The sequence below is a fragment of the Intestinibacter sp. genome (genome assembly GCF_034113885.1).
Lineage (GTDB): Bacteria > Bacillota > Clostridia > Peptostreptococcales > Peptostreptococcaceae > Intestinibacter.
The window spans coordinates 1-15,467 of the sequence record NZ_JAXEWM010000125.1 but is presented as its reverse complement, the minus strand read 5'-3'; the positions used below and the strand labels follow the sequence as shown (position 1 = coordinate 15,467).

Annotated in this window: 17 protein-coding genes and 1 pseudogene; 6 read left to right on the top strand and 12 right to left on the bottom strand. The window is 30.0% G+C overall.

The features are described from left to right. Positions 1-144: 144 nt before the first annotated feature. Complete coding sequence (locus SPD90_RS07565; RefSeq protein ID WP_320626491.1) at positions 145-987, bottom strand: TylF/MycF/NovP-related O-methyltransferase; 843 nt, start codon at positions 985-987, stop codon at positions 145-147. A 70-nt stretch (positions 988-1,057) separates the two neighbouring features. After that, on the bottom strand, positions 1,058-1,855 hold the full coding sequence (locus SPD90_RS07560) for a hypothetical protein (RefSeq protein ID WP_320924821.1): 798 nt from the start codon (positions 1,853-1,855) through the stop codon (positions 1,058-1,060). A gap of 154 nt (positions 1,856-2,009) precedes the next feature. Here SPD90_RS07560 and SPD90_RS07555 point away from each other — a divergent pair, with 154 nt between their 5' ends. Beyond that, entirely contained in the window at positions 2,010-2,492 is a 483-nt protein-coding gene (locus SPD90_RS07555) for a GNAT family N-acetyltransferase (protein WP_320924820.1), read from the top strand. A gap of 111 nt (positions 2,493-2,603) precedes the next feature. Here SPD90_RS07555 and SPD90_RS07550 read toward each other — a convergent pair whose 3' ends face one another. Beyond that, positions 2,604-3,143 (bottom strand): YmaF family protein, encoded by a 540-nt coding sequence (locus SPD90_RS07550; protein WP_320924819.1) that lies wholly within the window; start codon positions 3,141-3,143, stop codon positions 2,604-2,606. Positions 3,144-3,401: 258 nt separating this feature from the next. Between SPD90_RS07550 and SPD90_RS07545 the strand changes: the two genes are divergently transcribed. From SPD90_RS07545 to SPD90_RS07530, 4 genes are all read left to right on the top strand, one after another. Further along, the gene (locus SPD90_RS07545) at positions 3,402-4,085 is read left to right on the top strand and encodes a response regulator transcription factor (protein WP_320924818.1); all 684 of its coding nucleotides are present in this window, start codon (positions 3,402-3,404) and stop codon (positions 4,083-4,085) included. A gap of 105 nt (positions 4,086-4,190) precedes the next feature. Next, entirely contained in the window at positions 4,191-5,114 is a 924-nt protein-coding gene (locus tag SPD90_RS07540) for an ABC transporter ATP-binding protein (protein ID WP_320924817.1), read from the top strand. Then, the gene (locus tag SPD90_RS07535) at positions 5,107-5,889 is read left to right on the top strand and encodes a hypothetical protein (RefSeq protein ID WP_320924816.1); all 783 of its coding nucleotides are present in this window, start codon (positions 5,107-5,109) and stop codon (positions 5,887-5,889) included. The genes SPD90_RS07540 and SPD90_RS07535 overlap by 8 nt, the downstream gene beginning before the upstream one ends. A 35-nt stretch (positions 5,890-5,924) precedes the next feature. Continuing rightward, the gene (locus SPD90_RS07530) at positions 5,925-6,821 is read left to right on the top strand and encodes a sensor histidine kinase (protein ID WP_320924815.1); all 897 of its coding nucleotides are present in this window, start codon (positions 5,925-5,927) and stop codon (positions 6,819-6,821) included. A 7-nt stretch (positions 6,822-6,828) separates the two neighbouring features. Here SPD90_RS07530 and SPD90_RS07525 read toward each other — a convergent pair whose 3' ends face one another. Both SPD90_RS07525 and surE read right to left on the bottom strand, forming a co-directional pair. Then, a complete protein-coding gene (locus tag SPD90_RS07525) occupies positions 6,829-8,589 on the bottom strand; it encodes an amidohydrolase (RefSeq protein WP_320924814.1) in 1,761 nt (586 codons plus the stop codon). A gap of 51 nt (positions 8,590-8,640) precedes the next feature. Beyond that, positions 8,641-9,411 (bottom strand): 5'/3'-nucleotidase SurE, encoded by a 771-nt coding sequence (gene surE, locus SPD90_RS07520; protein WP_320624087.1) that lies wholly within the window; start codon positions 9,409-9,411, stop codon positions 8,641-8,643. A gap of 482 nt (positions 9,412-9,893) precedes the next feature. Here surE and SPD90_RS07515 point away from each other — a divergent pair, with 482 nt between their 5' ends. Next, complete coding sequence (locus SPD90_RS07515; RefSeq protein ID WP_320624088.1) at positions 9,894-10,739, top strand: hypothetical protein; 846 nt, start codon at positions 9,894-9,896, stop codon at positions 10,737-10,739. A gap of 68 nt (positions 10,740-10,807) precedes the next feature. Here the strand turns inward: SPD90_RS07515 and SPD90_RS07510 are convergent, their stop codons facing one another. The 7 genes and pseudogenes from SPD90_RS07510 to SPD90_RS07480 form a co-directional block, all read right to left on the bottom strand. Further along, positions 10,808-11,938 (bottom strand): M56 family metallopeptidase, encoded by a 1,131-nt coding sequence (locus SPD90_RS07510; RefSeq protein ID WP_320624089.1) that lies wholly within the window; start codon positions 11,936-11,938, stop codon positions 10,808-10,810. Positions 11,939-11,945: 7 nt separating this feature from the next. Further along, on the bottom strand, positions 11,946-12,326 hold the full coding sequence (locus SPD90_RS07505) for a BlaI/MecI/CopY family transcriptional regulator (RefSeq protein WP_320624090.1): 381 nt from the start codon (positions 12,324-12,326) through the stop codon (positions 11,946-11,948). A gap of 15 nt (positions 12,327-12,341) precedes the next feature. Then, positions 12,342-12,455: pseudogene (locus tag SPD90_RS15300) on the bottom strand (peptidoglycan-binding domain-containing protein); the annotation flags it as partial. Between the two features lie 263 nt (positions 12,456-12,718). Continuing rightward, positions 12,719-12,820, bottom strand: coding sequence for a zinc-ribbon domain-containing protein (locus SPD90_RS07495; protein ID WP_320924813.1), 102 nt, complete (start codon positions 12,818-12,820; stop codon positions 12,719-12,721). 34 nt (positions 12,821-12,854) lie between these two features. Continuing rightward, on the bottom strand, positions 12,855-13,313 hold the full coding sequence (locus SPD90_RS07490; RefSeq protein ID WP_320924812.1) for a hypothetical protein: 459 nt from the start codon (positions 13,311-13,313) through the stop codon (positions 12,855-12,857). Positions 13,314-13,457: 144 nt separating this feature from the next. Then, positions 13,458-15,215 (bottom strand): tetratricopeptide repeat protein, encoded by a 1,758-nt coding sequence (locus tag SPD90_RS07485; RefSeq protein ID WP_320924811.1) that lies wholly within the window; start codon positions 15,213-15,215, stop codon positions 13,458-13,460. Positions 15,216-15,218: 3 nt separating this feature from the next. Continuing rightward, positions 15,219-15,467: hypothetical protein (locus SPD90_RS07480; RefSeq protein WP_320924810.1), on the bottom strand; the 249-nt coding region annotated here is incomplete at its 5' end.

Below are 15,467 nucleotides of genomic sequence, written 5' to 3'. Positions count from 1 at the left end.
AATTAGATCTAACTTTATTTTCTACATTTATATTATATCGCTTTAAATTTATTTGTAGTTATATCGAAAATCGTTCAATAGGTATCATATTTTTTACTAACAAAAACAAAGGCTGGAATTTAAAACTCCAGCCTCGAACATTCATTATTTAATTAAAACAGCAGATCCATGCATATCACTAAGTGGCAATACAGATACATCTGCCTCTTCACAAAATCTCTTAACTGCCTTTTTTACTCCAGAGAATTGAGTACTATTGTAATCGTGTACTATAATAACTCCACCCTTTACAAGCTTAGGATAAAATACCTTCAATCCTTCATATGTAGGCTCATATAAATCTGTATCTAAGCTAACTAGGCAAAATTCTGGTAATTCAAAGGTCACGCTTTCTGGGAAATAACCTTTTACAAAAGTAGCATTGTCTACATAAGGTAGTTTACTCTTAACTAGGTCTATACTAGTATCTGAAAAATCGCCTTGTTTCGCTCTAGAATATCCATTGCTTTGTTCAGTCTCAATATCCTTGTCAGAGAATCCTTCGAAAGTATCGAATAAATAAATCTTCTTATCTGGGAATAATCTATTTATTTCAGCTGCAAATTTTCCCTTATATACACCTAATTCTGCTACTTCGCCTGGTAGATTTTTTTCTTTTATATCGTCTGATATAAGTCTAAGTGCTGACAGTCTTATATCTATATAATCTCTAAGCTGATTTATATTAAATATTTGACCCTTATATCCCATATCCTTTAGCTGAGCTTCTATTTTTACTGAGCCCTCTCTATTTAAAACAGTGATCACTATAATATCTGGTGATATTTCAATCGCCTCTTGTGGAGAGTATATTTTTTTATTTGCTCTGATTTGTCCCCACATTTTTTCATTGTTGTCTATAAAACCTACTACATCGCAATCTGCACTTATCCAGCATGATATCATAGTACCTGCTTGACCTGCTCCAAATATCATTATTTTTTCCATAAGCTTCCCCCATATAATCTAAATTGTTCTAATTTAATTTTAGCATATTTTGTAAAACTAATAATTCAATCTATGAAACTTTCTTTTTTCTAGTTAAAGCCACTACTAATCCAATTACGACTACAGCTATTCCGACTACAGCTATTATTAGATTTCTGAAGTTAGGGATTTTAGCAGAAAAATTTATATTTTGGACATCAGCTAATGTGTATTCCCAGTTATATACATGCTTTCCCTCCTCTTCTGTTACACTAGTTGCATTGCTGTTTTCTGCTTCAATAGGGCTTTTTATATGAAGGCCGATATTTGCAGTTTCTCCTAGTAAGTGCATTAGCGTTCTTTGTTCAAAGCTCATCTCTCCATATATAGCATCCTTAAGCTTTAAATTCACATCATAGGTACTTGAAAACAAGCTTTGTTCCTCGTTTATATCTACATATTTTTCGTAAAGCTCATTTGCTAAATCATTATTATTTGATTCAGTAGAAACTGTCTCTGCTTTTACTGAGCTATTTGAATTTTGATTTTCTACGTCACCTGAATTATCTTGTGAATCCTGATTTTCTTGTAGTGATGCATCTATATTTGTAATTTCCTTGAAAATTTCTTCCAGTTTACCTTGTCTAGTAGCAAATCTATATCCAGATTTATCTGAATCTGCTATTTTTTCTACAGTTTCAAAGTCCTTGCCCAATTCATTTATATTTTCTTCTGGAATATTGTCAAATACAGTTTTTGGACCAAGCACCTGGATTATAGCCTTTCCTGTACCATCTCTTTCCAAATCTACAGTTACATCTGCATCTATGCATCCTACCATCATGATTGCACTTAGCATTATAAATACTAGTAAAAATTTTTTCTTCATAATATCCACCTCTTTCCCTTAAAAAAACGATAATTGCTGACTTCTACTATCTTAATTTTATATATTTATTATAGCATTCCCATTTGTCAATAAATATTATAAACTATAAATAAGTACTTACAATTTTTTACAAAATCTTAAGGTGGTGATACAAATGTCTATAAAAATGAAATTAGCTTATGATGAAAAGGCTGAAGTTAAAAAATTATTTTCGGAATATACAAATATGCTGGTTGAAGCTGATCCTGGTATGGCTATATATTTAGAAATACAAAACTACGACGATGAATTAGAGCATTTAGAAAAGAAATACGGACTTCCTGAGGGTAGACTTTACATAATTTATGTGGACGATAAGCCTGCTGGATGCGTCGCTCTTAGAAAGCTATCTGAAGAAAACTGTGAGCTAAAAAGACTTTATGTAAGACCAAAATTTCGCGGTAATGGATTTTCTTACACTCTAATTAAAAAGGTTATAGATGATGCAAAATCAATAGGCTATAAAGGAATGCTTTTAGACACTCTTCCTTTCTTAGAAAGTGCAATACACCTATACAAAAAATTTGGATTTTATGAAATAGGACCATATAATGATAGCCCTGTTGAAACTACTATTTTTATGAAACTAGATTTATAGTAATTATCCATTTTTAAAAGGCAGGTGAAGTAATCCACCTGCTTAAAAAATTTACTTTTAAATTTTTTGAGAATAACATTTTATTATTCTATTTATAACTCAGGTTTAAACTTATATTAAAGGTGAGTCAACTTGAGTAGTAAATTCAAATCTATGACAATGCTCATCTGCTTCAGTAGTTCTTCCACATATTAAATGCACATGCTTGTCTGAGCCTGGTATTCTAACTGCTGGACCAGTTGTAGTACAGATTCTATGAACATGACCAAAAGAATCTACTAAATCTCTTTCTATTTCGTGAACATGGTTTCTTCCTTCATTTATTAATTTAGCTTTTCCTGTAACTCCTGCTACTCTGTGGTTATGTCTGTCTCTACCATTTTCAGCTAATTTTACGCTTTCTGAGTATTCATGCACGTGATTCATATAATCGTAGTAATCTCTTCTTCTTTCCTCATCAAAATCTCCGTTTGTATCTCTGTCTCTATCTCTATCGCAATCGCAATCTCTATCTCTGTCTCTATCGCGGTCTCTGTCGAATTCTCCGTTTCTATCTCTATCGCAATCTCTATCGCTTTGACTATCATTTACTTGTAAAAAAGTTCCGTTTACTTCATCATTTTCTCTATTTCCATAATAAACATATCCCATTTTCTTACATCTCCTAAATTTATATTATTTTAGAAACTTTTTATCTAAAAAAGTCTCTTAATACATAATATAAATATCGACAAAATTTGTTCTTATTTTTTATAAAATTTCGTATTTTTTTAAAGAATAGGCTAATACATTTTATTTTAATATAATATTTTTCTCAAATAGATACTTTAATCTATCCTGCTTGTTTTTCCAATTCTATTAGTATATACTCGACTTAAACTAATATTAGAAACTAAAAGGGGAATAAAAATGGAAAATATTTTAATTATAGAAGATAACCAAGATGTAAACCTAATGCTATCTCAAGCGATAAAAGAAGCCGGATACAATGTAAAATCATCATTTACCGGAACTGATGGACTAAATGAAATAAAAACTAACTCCTACAATTTAATCCTTTTAGATATAATGCTTCCTTATAAAAGTGGCGATCAAATACTAAAAGAAGTACGCGAATTTTCATCAGTACCTATCATAATAATATCTGCAAAGGACATGATAAGCACAAAAATTGATCTATTGAAGCTAGGCGCAGATGACTATATAACAAAGCCCTTTGATTTAGGTGAGGTCGTAGCTAGAGTAGAATCAAATCTAAGAAGATATTCTATATCTGTAGCCGAACCAAATACAGTATTTACATACAAGGACATAACTCTAAACACAAATACAAAGGAAGTCAAAATAAATGGAAACACACTAGATTTAACTGCAAAGGAATACATGATTTTAGAGCTACTTATAAAAAATCAAAACAAGGTTTTCAGCAAAGCAAACATATACGAATCTATCTGGAATGAAGAATACATAGGAGACGACAACGCAATAAAAACTCATCTAAGCAACCTCCGCAGCAAACTAAAAAAATCAAATCCAGATGAAAACTACATAGAAACAGTATGGGGTTTAGGATATCGATTATTTAAATGCTAGCTTATCTAATTCTTTACATTTAATTTTTTTATCTTATCTTTTTCTAAACCTTTTCTGCTTATACTAAAAGCATAGAAATAATTTAGAAATTGAGGAGGAATTAAGATGAATGAGTACATTTTACAAACTAGAAATCTCACAAAAACATATAAAGGCTATAATGCAGTAAACAACGTATCTATATCATTAGAACTAGGCAAAATATACGGGCTAATAGGTAGAAATGGAGCCGGCAAAAGTACCTTGATGAGACTTATTGCAGGACTTAGCTATCCCACTAATGGTGAAATCGAGCTGTTTGGTCATACTTACGAAAAGGAAATTCAGCTAGAAAGAAAACGCATAGGTTGTATGATAGAAGCACCAAGTATAAATCCTTCTATGTCGGCAAAAGAAAACATGAGACTACACAGAATCATAAGAGGAATCCCAAATGAAGAAGTTGAAGATGAGCTTTTATCACTTTTAGATATTGCAAATACAGGCAAAAAGAAGGTAAAAAACTTCTCCCTAGGCATGAAACAACGTCTAGGCATTGCAATTACACTGCTTAACAATCCAGAATTTCTGATATTAGACGAGCCTATAAACGGACTTGACCCTCTAGGTGTTGTCGAAATCAGAAAGCTACTTACAAAATTATGCGACGAAAGAAATATGACTATTTTAATATCTAGCCATAATTTACCAGAAATGTACCAACTAGCAACTGATTATATTTTTATTAACAAAGGAGAAATAATAGAAACACTTACTCTAGATGAGTTAGACGATCACTGCAAGCACTATATACTTTTACAATCAACTAATACATCGAAGCTAGTAAATGTATTAGAAAGAAAACTAAACACAACTAATTACAAGGTCATGCCAGACAACTCTGTAAAGCTTTTTGATTATATAGACGACAGAGAAACAGTCGGCAAAACATTATTCGATAACGGAGTTGTAATAACAAATCTTTCTAATGAAGGTGAGACTCTTGAGGATTATTTTGTTTCTATGGTAGGAGGTAGTGAAAATGTTTAATTTAATCAAAGCTGATTTATATAAATTAAAAAAATCCACATCTATTAAAGTATTATTTATATTATGCTGTATCGCAGCTATTATTATGTATGTGATTTCAAATCAGTTAACTGAAGGAAATCTAAGCTACGATATAGTTGGATTTGGCGCTTTTGTCACAGACTTTCAGATGATCACGCTTGCTAGTGTAGTATTTATAGCTATGTTTATATGTAGTGATTTTGACAACAAAACTGTGCACGACTGTATTTCGAGTGGCTACAGTAGAGTGTCTATAGTCATTTGCAAAACTATATCGTATTTTATATCAGTATTGATCTTCTTAATGCCATATGCAATCGTCTCTATAGTTGGAATTTGCTCTGGAAATTCCTTTGAGGCATTTTTACCATCCGTATTTCAAAACATAATGAAAAACTATGCTGAAATTTCTTTTAGTTTTATGGTATTATTAAAAATAATATGTATATGGATAACCATTGCAATCGTGTATGCCAGCCAAATAAGTATATGTTTAATTATAGCATTTTCAATTAGAAAATCAGTAATCGTAATGAGCTTAGGCTATATCATAAATACCACTATTGCCCAATTAGTCAAACTAGATAAGCTTTCAGATATCTTTAAGCTAACTCCATTTGGCGTTGATTACTCTAAATTAACACTCGAGGCTGGTGCATCTGTATATGGTAATTTTATATTGACTAGTGTAATTTTTATGGCTATTATAATGATTTTATCTTATTTATCTTTTAGAAAAGCTGAAATTAAATAAATGTGAATTTATCAAATTAAGAGGGGTGTTAGAAAATGTTAGTAGCTGTTGTCATGTTATGTATTTTAGTTTTTATTTTAATCGCATATATTGCGTTTATCCAAAAACAACTGCGCTCAATAAACAGACAGCTCGACAAAAGACTGAGCGAAAACACTCGACAACCCCTTACTATCGACCTCTTTAACAAAACAATAAACAAGCTTGCTATAAATATCAACCTCTGTCTAAAGCTAGAGGAAAAACAGCGCCTTGAAGGTATTAGAGAACAAAAACAATTCAAGGAGCTAATATCCAATATATCACACGATCTAAGAACACCGCTGACTGCGATAAAGGGATATCAACAGCTCCTTGAAAAAGAAACTCTATCAAATACTCAACTAGAAAAACTACACACAGCTCAAAAATACACCGACGAGCTGGGCGATTTAATCGAGCATTTTTTTGAATACTCTTATTTAATCACAGCAAGGGTTGAGCCTAGCTTAGAGAAAATAAACCTGACTAATTTGGCGATAGACTGTGTTTTGTCTTATATAGGAATTTTTGAAGAAAAATATATAAGCGTAAACATAGAGGAAACACCTCCTATTTACGTACTTGGAGACAAAAACATGCTAACTCGCGTCATCGAGAATCTCCTAAACAACTGTGCTAAACATTCCCTAGGAGATATAGATGTCAAAATAGAATCTAAAAGCAAAGCTCGAATTACATTTATAAACCCTGTAAACCCAAATATCAATATAAATGTTGATAAACTGTTTCATAGATTTTACACCGGAGACTCCACTAGAAATAAATCCACTGGTCTTGGACTTTCTATAGTTGAATTTTTAGTAGAGCAGATGAATGGAGATGTCGGTGCATATTTAGATACGAAATCCAATAAAATAGCAATTTTCTTTGAAGTACCGCTTTTTATATAAGGGCACACTAAAAATTATCAGTGTGCTCTTTTTTGTACACTACTTTTCCATCAAAGAAAGTCATAAGCACCTGTGTATTTCCAATATCAACAGGATTTATCTCAAATATATCCCTATCTAAAACTATAAAGTCTGCACATTTGCCGACCTCTATGCTTCCTATCTCGTCATCTCTAAAAATCAAATAAGCACCGTTTATTGTAAAGCTTCTGACTATCTCCTCTACACTGACTCTCTCATCTTTATTTAACAACCACTGAGGTTCATCCATGTCTTTTACATCTCGAGCCCCGAAATAGCCGGCATTGTATAAATTTCTAGTGACTCCAGCCTGCATCGCAAAGAACGGATTTGGGATAGGAGTTACAGAGTGGTCTGATGATGATGCGATTTTTACTCCGGCTTTTACAAATGAGTTTAGTGGGTATTCAACCTCTGCTCTTTTTCCAACTAATTTGTAATCGACTACATCCCACCAATTAGGACCCTTCATATGCCAGTACGGTTGAACACTTGCGATTACATTTAATTTTTTAAATCTATCTATATCCTCTGCTCTAACTAGTTGAAGATGTGTTAGCGCATTTCTGTGATTAGAATCCTCAACCTCTTCAATAGCATCTAGCATAGTCTTAGTCGCATTATCTCCTACTGAATGGACATGTATAGAAAATCCCTCTCTATTAGCCTTTTCAATCGCTATAGGTAGCTTATCTCTATCCCATAAAAATTCTCCACAGTAGTCGTTTCCCTTACCTGCTTCTAATTCATATGGCTCTATCAAGCTCGCAGTAGTTCCTTCAACCACGCCATCTGCAAGTAATTTTACTGTAGTAGTTTTGAAGTAATCTGAGTCGAAATTATCCCTTATAGCTTTTATTCTGTCTATTTGCTCTATTGGATCCTCTCCTGGACTTATCGAAAATCCAGCTGAAATCCTCATTTTTAGTTTGTTTTCGTCTATTAGCTTCTTATAAACTTGTGGCTGTATACCCCATTTAAATCCTGACAAAGATAGAATACTTGTAACTCCGAATTTGTGCATTTTTTGTTGGAATAACTCAAATGCCTTTTGGTACTGATAATCTGTATACTCGCCTTCTTTGACTAGGTGAGTTGCAGATTCCTTTAGAGTTCCCCAAACTTCCTTCGTATCGTCGTCGATTTCAATCTTGCCTCCTGCAGGACATGGAGTATTTTCGTCTATTCCAAACTTCTCAAATGCCTTGGAATTTAGCCATAAAGTATGACCATCGTATGCCCTTAGTATTATAGGAATATCTCTAGAAACATCATCTAAATGTTCCTTTCTAGGACCCTTTGAGACCTCATCTCCTTTAAAAATTCCTAGAGACCATCCTCTTCCATATACTGTATCTATGCCTTTGTTTCTCTCTATAAAAGCCCTTATCGCGTCTTTGCACTGCTCTACAGAATCTAATCCGTACAAAGAAACCTCGTAAAGATCTGTCAATGCTGTACCGGGTGGATGAATATGGCTATCTATAAGCCCCGGAAGTACAGCATGACCCTGAAGGTCGATTACTTTTAGTGAGCCTTTGACTTCATCTGAATCTAATGCACTCATCAAGTCCACAAATTCAATAGACTCTCCAAGTGCCAAGCTTCTATCTATAAACTCCTGCGCACCCTCATTAGTCCCTACATACGCGATTTTATTTCCATCTATAACTAATGCTTCTTTTACACTGTTATCAGAATCGACAGTATAAATCTTAGCATTTAATATTATTACCTGATTTTTCAATTTTTACACCTTCTTTTTTGCGCTAAATTGTTTAACGCTTTTTGTCAACTCTTAAAGGCTTATGTCTTCTATATCTAAATCCTTAAGTGTCTTCATTTTACTTAAATTAGTCATATCTATATGAACTGGAGTGATAGATACATACCCATTTTCAACGGCAACTATATCACTGTCCTTATCTTGAGGAACATCAGCCAAATCTCCACCCATCCAGACATATCTTTGACCTCTCAAGCTCTTTCTATCATCCATTACATTATTATATACACGCTCGCCTAATTTTGTTATTTTTACTCCTTTTTTGTCTCCTTTTGGGAAATTTACATTTAATATAATTTCATCTAGCTTATCTAAATTTCCTTCTAGCTTTTGAATTAAAGCCACTGTGTATTTTGCTGCCTCCTCGTATTCCTCTGTTGAAACCTTAGATGAATTACAAGAAAGCGCAATCGATGGTTTTCTTTCGATAAGCCCCTCGATAGCAGCGGCAACTGTTCCAGAGTATAGTACGTCATTTCCTAGATTCGGACCGTTGTTTATCCCACTCAACACCAAATCAATCTCCACATCCTTCAAAATCGCCTCTATCCCGACCTTCACACAATCAGCTGGCGTACCTGATGTTGAGTAAGCATCTACATTTTCAGCTATAAATTCATCGTTTATCAAAATTGGCTTGTGAAGAGTAATCGCATGACCGCTCGCACTTCTCGGACTGTCCGGTGCAACTACATATGTATTTGCTATTTTTGAAATTTCTTGAGCTAAAATTTTTATCCCTTCTGCATTTATACCGTCGTCATTTGTTATAAATATATTCATAAGCTTCTCCTTTATATATTTTTGTTTTTGATTTATTTTATTATATCATAAGACAATATTTCTTCTAAAAATTCAACAACAAATATCATTTAAAATATATCCCCTTAGTTTTGCCAAATAAAAAAGACCGGAAAACCAGCCTTTTTTATTACTGCAATAATTCTCTCTATTTTTAAATACTTTAATACCCATAACATAAAAAACAAATTTCACAAAAACATTTATAATTTCACTCCGACCATTAAATGTTTTGTGACAAAAATAGAATTTACTAATTTCTTACACCTTCACTAATATTTGAGAACTATTAATTTACTTATATTAGCAATTAAATTAAAGTATCTATAATAAAGTATACCATATTTTTGCTTTTTATTCTACATAAGTAGTATTTTTTAAACATCTATATTTCTTCTTGAAATAATAAAATTCTTACTCTAAAATGATATTATGTAAAATAAACAAAATTTAGGAGTTTAACCATGAAATTATTAAAAAAAATGGCTATTGTAGTAATTTTTTGCGCAGTATTAACTGGAATTATATTTTTTATAAAAGATAAGCACGATAATAATATTGAAAATACTTATATCAATTATGTAAATGATATCCTTATACCCAAATACGGTAAATCTTCTTTGTATTTAGAAAATAATAATAATCCTAGTATAGAAGGTGAAAAATTGCTAGACAAAGATAGCGAGGGAATTTTATTCTATAAAATTATAGATTTAGATGAAAGTTCAAATCAAAATCTTTTAGTTCTTAGATCAAGTATAAAACACGACTTAGAATATGAAGGTAGTATAAGTACTGAGTTAATCTATGATATATATACTATAGATGATAATAAAGTAAAACAAATAAAATTTAACAAAAATAAATTTTATTTACTTGGTGATTTTTTAAAAAATCCCCAAAAAAATAAAACCGAATATAGTTTATTTACAATAAAAAATCAATCACAAAACTATTTTTGTAGCAACTATATAAGTATTTCTAATATTAAAGATAATATCTACTTTGATTTAAAAATATTTAATTCTGATAAAAATAATAATTCTATTAATTTAGACTATGAATTATCTCCAGAAATAGATCTTAGTAGTTATGCTAAATATAATTTTAGAATACTTCAATTTGATAAAGATTCAGATTTAATATTTAAAAATAAAACTGACTTAAAAAATAAATGCATTTCTAATACTAAAAAATATGGTCTAGATAATCTAGTCAAATCTATATTTGATGATGCTGGAAATAAAACTTTTACTGATATTTCAAAATTAAATAATATAGATAAAATTATAAGTATAAAAATCAAATAAAATAAAAAATAGAGTATTATATTGTACAATTTAGTCTTTATAATACTCTATCTAACAAAAATACTTCTCTATTTATTATTTAATTCATTTAATGTATCTTCAGTTATCTCTATCACATCCGAATCCTTAGGAGTAATTCCGTCAGCTATACATTTATTTTCATGAAACTCTTTTACTGCTTGAGGTGCGTCCTTATATGTGTAAGTATACATAGTCATATTAGTAAGCTCTTTCTCATAATAATTTTTTCTTAATAAATAATCAAATTCCAAATTCACAAAGCTAGACAAAGTAATACCTAAAATAACGATTGTAGCAAAATAACCCGCTTTTAATCGCTTTACAAATAAACATTCTAATCTTTTCTTTAATTTATTAGAATCACTAAAGCTCAAACAATAATCTTTTTCAAATTTTTCCTGTAAGTTAACAGAATACTTCACAGAATTTGTTATAGTCAAGCCGTATTCTTTCTTTTCTTCAAAAGTTCTATTTTTTACTACTCTTTGATCACAAGATAGTTCACAATCATTTCCTATAACACTAATTAATAAATATACTAAAGGATTAAACCAGTATACTATTCTTATAAAAAAGCAAATTAATTTTATTAAATTATCTTTGTACTTATAATGTGTCAATTCATGTCTAAAAATCCACGAAATTTCTACATCACTATACCCCACATTAGGTACTAATATATACGATTTAAAGATACCTATTAAACAAGGTGATTTTATATAATCGCAGTATTTTACTGATATATTTTTATTAATATTCATTTCTTTTCTAACTTCATTAAATATAAAAGCAAAATTATCGTCTATATTATAAGATAATTTTTTAATTAGCCTTCTATATTTAAGATACGTTATAATTGAATATATTGATAGAATTGTTACACCAATTAAATAAAAAATAAATATATAAAAATATGTATCAAAATGTATGCTATTTTGTATTGACACCAATATATCATTTGCTTGAATTAATTTATTCTCTTCAGAAAATATATATCTAATAGGAATCTCTATAGGAATAATCAATCTTATTATCACAAATATCCAAATATAATAATTTAAATTTTTATTGTATTTCTTAAGCCAAGTTGCTTTTAATATTAATATAAATAAAATTAGAATAGAAGATATTACAGTCGTTCTCAATAAATTAATAATTATATCTTGAATTATAAACATAATTTTTCTATTTATCTTCTTTTAAGTTTTTTAACCAATCCCCAATATCTTCCAATTCTTTTTTATCTATTTTGCACTTATCATTCAATGATGATAGTAAATTCTTTAAAGATCCTTGGTAAAATGTATCCATAAAATTATTTGTTTCATAATCTATATAAGTATCTTCCTTTATTATAGGCTCATAATAAGAATATCTTCCTATTTTTTCAGAATTTAAAAATCCTTTTTTTATTAATCTAGCTAATACAGTCAACGTAGTCGTTTGTTTCCAGTTATTTTTTTGTGACATTTCTATGATTATTTCTTTAGATGAAATTTTCTTATTTTGAGACCAAATATATTTCATTACTTTTAGTTCTGAATTTGGTAGTTTAGATATAGACATACTAAAACCTCCTGATTATATTATATTTTTAAATGCTGCCCAAGTTTTTGGACCTACAATTCCATCAACTGTTAATGATTTTTTTGATTGAAATCCCCTAACTGCATTATAAGTTTGTGTTCCAAAGGAGCTATCAACTCCCTTCTTATTTTATTATACTATTCTTGTAAAGAAATTTCTTTATAATATTAAATTAATTAACTATTGAAACTATCTTAGAAATAAATTCCATAAAAATTAAAATAGGAGTGCTGAGAAATAAAATAAAATCTATTCTCACACTCCCATTTTAATAAAAAACTCTGAATTTTTATAAAAATACCATAAGTTCCTCAATCCTGAATATTAATTTCCCCAAGATTCCTCCATAGCATTTTCTACTACAGCATCTATCATCTATTCGGCTGATTGTTTTCACAGTTTAATTTTTCCCCACATATGTTGCAGAATTTTGCGCCATCTTTTACTTCGTTTCCACATTTACTACACTTCATTGAATAACTCCCCTTTCAGAACTTAATAATTTAATTACATATTTGAGAAAAACATCCCTAATATTATAAGCACTATCATAACGACAACATTTATCTTAGTATTTCTCTTTCTCGCATTTTCGTAAATGTAAGTTTCTTCTCTAAGTAAATTTGCACGCAATCCACCTAGCTTTTCTATGATTATAGATACGGTGTTTATAGCTTCTCCGTTTGTGACTAATCTTGTTATCATGATTTTATGTAGGTTTATCATTGCAAAAGCATAGCAAAGATCACTTACTGCCTCGATATTTTCATTTAAAGCATTTACTAAAAATGCAATTACGAAAAATATTGAAAGTGCTTCAGAAACGTAGTATATAACTCTACCCTCCTTTTTTTCATTTTCTTGCTTGATTTGTTGTACCTGCTCTTGGTTCACAGGCATTCCACAATTCATGCAAAATTGATCTTTGTTTTCGTCTACAAAATTTCCACATTGTTTGCAATACATAGTGACTACATCCTTTATTATTTTGTATGATTTTATTATAGGAGGTCGATTTTTGAATCTGTAATTTGCGTTTTCATTTACTTGGATTGAAAAATAAAAACAGCCATATTTGAGCGGTTAAACTCTCGTATGGCTGTTTTTTATTTAGATATCAAAAGGTGTGTCTTTGATTAAATACAATTTTTGCTTGCAAAACTCGATAATTTGTTGGTTTCCTGTATTTTCTGCTACCTTTAATAATTCTTCAAATAAACTTTTCATGTGATTCATATATTCATTGTTTAAATTTATATTAAATTTTTCAGATAAAATATATTCGTTTATTTTATCTTCTTCAAATAATTTTAATAGATATTCAATATCATCGTACTTATTGCTTATTTCATTGTCTAAATTTGGACTGTTAAAAGCGCCTATTAAAAGCAAATAATATTTTATGCTGTTTTCAAAATCTGATTTTTTGTTTAACATATTGGCTATTGATTCATATATAGAAAAAAAACTATAATACTTATCTGATTTAAAATCACTACTATCTCGATATTTGTTTATGCAATCAATTTCTATATTTAAATATTTTATCGCTTCGTCGTATTCCCCTTTACTATCGTAAACTCTAGAAATGTTGCTACATAATCCTTTATATTTACTATATGAGATATAAATTCTATCCCACACATCTAAATATAACTCATCCTCGTAAAATTCTTCCGTAAAAATTCCACATCCACTTAAATTGTGAAGTGCTTTTTTATAACATTTTATAGCCATATCATATTTATTACAATTTTCATAACGTCTACCAGCTTCTTCATATTCTGAAACAAATGATACTATCCATTTCTTACTATTCTCTACATTGTACTCAGCTATATAATAGTAGTCACACTCATTTCTATATTGCTCACTAAGCTCAAACTGTTCGCAATCACAATAATGAGCTAATTCATCCAAAATTATATTTTTCTTGTATTCGTCGAAAAAATTATTTTCTTTTAGTATTTCATATGCCTTAAAATAATCATTGTACGTATTCTCATCACTTATATAGTTGCCATAAGTGTTACTATCTACATAAGCCAGCTGATATCTTAAATCAAAATGAAGCTTGAAATTATCTAAATTAAATTTTTCATATATTTGAATACCTTCTAATATAGAGCTTCTAGCTTTTTCCTCTTTATTTTCTTCTAGATAAATCCCACTTGCCAAAACACAATTTCTGCAAATATGTTCTACAGTTTTTAAATCGTCTACAGATAAATTTTGACGAGTTAACTGTTTATCTTGTAAATCCTTTTTGTAAAAATCTGACTGCAACTCCAAAATTCCAGCCATTTCAACACCTAAATTCACCTGTATATTTTTATGATACATATCCATAGCTAAATCCATATATTTTTGACTCTGGTTTTTATCTGTATCTTTTAATATATCAATTAACTTATAGCATGTAGCCATATACATTTTTTTAGGATAATCGTCATCTGGATCTAAATCTATTTCTCCCAATTCGTACTTTAGCAAATCCTCCAATATATCTATAGCCTTGTTCTTTTCACCACTTAATTCATATACTTCTGCCAATTGTATGACTGAATCTCCCTTATTTATTTCTTTATATTCATCAAGTTCTATTTGTTTTTCACAGTATTTAATGGCATTTTCGTAGTCTTTTTCGTGCAAATATATCTCGATTATTTTCTCGTATATTTCTTCTATAAAATACGCTCCACCTATGTCCTCTTCTTCATCTGACACACTATAGTCTTGATTAAAATAATTGTATTCTTGCTTTTTGTAGTGTTTAAGCGCCTTGTCGTATTTTCCAAGCTTTAATGCTAAATCTCCTAACATTTTGTGATCCAAAGGTTCTCTATTTATAAATTTATCAAACAACATCTTCTATTCTCCCAAGTATAATTCTCCATAATAAAGTGCTTTCTCATCATCTTTTATTATATCTTGATTTAACACTATGTCCATAGAATCTGCCATATAAAGTTGATATAATTCATAGCAAATATCCTTTGTCTGTTTATCCTCTAAACCTAAAATTTCTCTCTTGATTTCAAAGCTCTCTACCAAGCATTTTTCAAAATAAGAAAAATACTTCTTTAATTGAGCTCCTTCTAGCTCTCTATCTACATCTTG

What these genes read in the sequence shown, in the direction of transcription:
- SPD90_RS07555 (WP_320924820.1), top strand. Translation starts at nt 2,010, where the DNA reads ATGTCTATAAAAATGAAATTAGCTTATGATGAAAAGGCTGAAGTTAAA.
- SPD90_RS07490 (WP_320924812.1), bottom strand. Translation starts at nt 13,313, where the DNA reads ATGTATTGCAAACAATGTGGAAATTTTGTAGACGAAAACAAAGATCAA.
- SPD90_RS07550 (WP_320924819.1), bottom strand. Translation starts at nt 3,143, where the DNA reads ATGGGATATGTTTATTATGGAAATAGAGAAAATGATGAAGTAAACGGA.
- SPD90_RS07510 (WP_320624089.1), bottom strand. Translation starts at nt 11,938, where the DNA reads ATGTTTATAATTCAAGATATAATTATTAATTTATTGAGAACGACTGTA.
- SPD90_RS07515 (WP_320624088.1), top strand. Translation starts at nt 9,894, where the DNA reads ATGAAATTATTAAAAAAAATGGCTATTGTAGTAATTTTTTGCGCAGTA.
- SPD90_RS07535 (WP_320924816.1), top strand. Translation starts at nt 5,107, where the DNA reads ATGTTTAATTTAATCAAAGCTGATTTATATAAATTAAAAAAATCCACA.
- SPD90_RS07545 (WP_320924818.1), top strand. Translation starts at nt 3,402, where the DNA reads ATGGAAAATATTTTAATTATAGAAGATAACCAAGATGTAAACCTAATG.
- surE (WP_320624087.1), bottom strand. Translation starts at nt 9,411, where the DNA reads ATGAATATATTTATAACAAATGACGACGGTATAAATGCAGAAGGGATA.
- SPD90_RS07530 (WP_320924815.1), top strand. Translation starts at nt 5,925, where the DNA reads ATGTTAGTAGCTGTTGTCATGTTATGTATTTTAGTTTTTATTTTAATC.
- SPD90_RS07540 (WP_320924817.1), top strand. Translation starts at nt 4,191, where the DNA reads ATGAATGAGTACATTTTACAAACTAGAAATCTCACAAAAACATATAAA.
- SPD90_RS07565 (WP_320626491.1), bottom strand. Translation starts at nt 987, where the DNA reads ATGGAAAAAATAATGATATTTGGAGCAGGTCAAGCAGGTACTATGATA.
- SPD90_RS07495 (WP_320924813.1), bottom strand. Translation starts at nt 12,820, where the DNA reads ATGAAGTGTAGTAAATGTGGAAACGAAGTAAAAGATGGCGCAAAATTC.
- SPD90_RS07560 (WP_320924821.1), bottom strand. Translation starts at nt 1,855, where the DNA reads ATGAAGAAAAAATTTTTACTAGTATTTATAATGCTAAGTGCAATCATG.
- SPD90_RS07485 (WP_320924811.1), bottom strand. Translation starts at nt 15,215, where the DNA reads ATGTTGTTTGATAAATTTATAAATAGAGAACCTTTGGATCACAAAATG.
- SPD90_RS07505 (WP_320624090.1), bottom strand. Translation starts at nt 12,326, where the DNA reads ATGTCTATATCTAAACTACCAAATTCAGAACTAAAAGTAATGAAATAT.